The 2,551-nt window shown below is 61.2% G+C and carries 2 protein-coding genes; both read right to left on the bottom strand.

The features are described from left to right. Positions 1–71 precede the first annotated feature (71 nt). Positions 72–893: an IS21-like element helper ATPase IstB gene (gene istB / locus P3T23_RS47450; RefSeq protein ID WP_429322915.1), complete on the bottom strand. Its 822-nt coding sequence runs from the start codon at positions 891–893 to the stop codon at positions 72–74. After that, a complete protein-coding gene (gene istA, locus P3T23_RS47445) occupies positions 890–2,392 on the bottom strand; it encodes an IS21 family transposase (RefSeq protein ID WP_429322914.1) in 1,503 nt (500 codons plus the stop codon). The genes istB and istA overlap by 4 nt, the downstream gene beginning before the upstream one ends. Positions 2,393–2,551 lie beyond the last annotated feature (159 nt).

Below are 2,551 nucleotides of genomic sequence, written 5' to 3'. Positions count from 1 at the left end.
TGGATAGCGTCAACTGTCTTGTCCGGTCGTCGACAACTATGTTGTCCGGTCGACGGGGGTAATTGTCGTGATCATGGGTTCATAGTTGTCGTCGCTCCGTCGTAATTGTCGTTGGGTAATTGACGCCGGCGTTCCTTCTGTTTGTCGCTGGCTTTGCGCCGCCGATAGCTTTCAACATTCAGCTCGAAGATCGTCGAGTGATGGACGAGCCGGTCGATAGCGGCCACCGTCATGCCGGGGTCAGGGAACACGTCAGTCCAGCCCGAGAACGGCTGATTGGCCGTGATGAGAAGACTTTTGCGCTCATACCTCTCAGCGATCAGCTCGAACAGCACGCTGGTTTCGGCCTGGTCTTTTCTCACATACGACAGATCGTCCAGGATGATCAGGTCGAACCGGTCGAGTTTGGCGAGCGCCGAAGGCAGTTGGAGGCTCTGACGGGCGACCTGAAGCTTCTGCACGATCTCGCTGGTCCGCATGAACAGTACGCGATAGCCGGCGTCGATCAGCGCATGGCCAATGGCCGATCCCAAATGACTTTTCCCGCCACCGGGTGGCCCAAACAGGAGGATCGTGGCGCCTTTTTCGAGCCACGAATCGCCGGTGGTCAGCGCCATTACATGCGCCTTCGAGACCATCGGAACAACGCCGAAGTCGAAGGTGGCGAGCGTCTTGGTCGGGTCCATATGCGATTCGATACGATGACGCTCGATCCGTCGTTGGGCCCGCTCGGCAAGTTCATGCTCAAACAGCGCGCCAAGCAGTCGGGACGCCTGCCAGCCCTCCTTGTCCGAGCGTTCGGCGAAGTCCGGCCACAACCGGCCGATCGTCGGCAGCCGCAACTCGTTGAGCATCAGCGCCATGCGGCCGGCATCGCAAGCAGGGGCGTTCATACCGGCACCTCCTCATCGAGCAATGCGTCATAGACCTCTGCGGATGGCATCTCGACCACGACCACAGGACACTCGCGCTGACGCGGCGCGAATTCGTCGAACAGCGTCTTCAGATTGGGCAGCTCACCGAGTTCGAGCAATGCTTCAAGCCGCTCGGCCAGTTGCGCTTCGACGCCGTGGTTACCGGCCAGCTCAAGCAGGCCCACCATGGTCTTGCAGGCGCTGCGTTGTGACAGCTTCGTGTCCAGTTGCTCCCAGGTCCGGCGGTAAGCCTCCCGCGGAAACAGGTTGTCGCGAAACGCCAGCCCTTTAAAGGCCTGAGGCTTGCGCTTGAGCGAATCGATAAAGTGACGGTAGTCGATGGCATGGCCCCGGCTGCGCCCGGGCGCCAGCGATCCCCGTGGCGTGCTGTGCACCAGCGCGCCGGACAGATAGCAATCAAGCCGGTCGATGTACAGACGCACCTTCAGCAGATGACCAATCAGGCGAGACGGGGCGCTATAAAGAATGTTGCGCACGGTGAAGGTACTGCAGCGGGTCACGCGCGCCTCTTCCTCGACGAAGTCCGTGGTACGGAGCTCAGGCAGATCCTGCAGGTGTTCGCGCTCGACGCGAAACGCTGCCGCATTGCGCCGGTTCCGGCGCATGACTACCCCGCGTACGAACTCGTCATAGGCGGCGCGGTCAGCGAAGTCACGATGACCTCGCAGTTCCAGGGCCTGATCGACGGCGTCCTTCAGGTAGCGATGTGAGGATTCCACACTTCCGTTCTCGTGACCAAGACCCCGATTATTGCGCGTGCCCTCCATGCCGTAATGTTCGAGCAGCGATGCATACCGGGTTGTGAAGTCCTCCTGCTCCTGCAGATTCCTGAAGGCTGCCGACAGGCTGTCCGAGCGGTGTTCGCGTGGGCAGCCGCCAGCCTGCCACAGCGCATTCTGTAACCCGGCCGCGAGCGCTTCGAAACTCTCTCCGGCATCAACCACGCAGGCGTACTCCCAGCGCGAGAACGCCAGTACGAAGTGGTACAGCAGGTGGTCAAACGGGACGCCGCCGAGCGTCACCCACAGTTTCTCCATATGAGTGAAGTCCGACAGGCCTCGTATTCCCGGCAGGTACTCCTGCGGAAAGAAGATTTCCTTGCCCGGACCTTCGAGCGCACGCCATTGGCTGATGTGCCGCTCAAGCGTGCGTCGCATGCTATCCGGAAACCGGCCCGGGTGATCTTCCTGCAGCTTGCGCAGGATCGTGACCGGGATCAGCCGCGGCGCACTGCGCAGCAACGGGACCACTTCGCCTTCCCAAACGTCGGCGAACGGGTCTGTACGGGTACGCCAGTCACGCTCGGCCTTCTGTGAAGGCAACCTGGTCGCGCGCTCAATGCGTCGAGCCGTGCGCGAGCTCATGCCTACCTTGGCAGCGGCGACTTCCTGGGTGTTGTGTTTGCGCTTGTTCATATAGAGCCGGACCTGTTGGTCGGTAATGCGGGTTTCAGACATGGGCTGACCGCTTCTTTTTAGCTTCAGTCAGCCATCCTAGGCCCGCCGATCCGGCGGCGCCGGTGGCTCGTCGTCTCCGACGGCTACGCCGCCTTCGACTCCTCACCACCGGCCAAGATAGTTGTCAACGACCGGACACTGTAATTGTCGCGCTCCACG

Source organism: Paraburkholderia sp. GAS448, assembly GCF_050435685.1.
GTDB lineage: Bacteria > Pseudomonadota > Gammaproteobacteria > Burkholderiales > Burkholderiaceae > Paraburkholderia.
The sequence above is the reverse complement of the archived record's forward strand: the minus strand, read 5'-3'. Positions and strand labels throughout refer to the sequence as shown.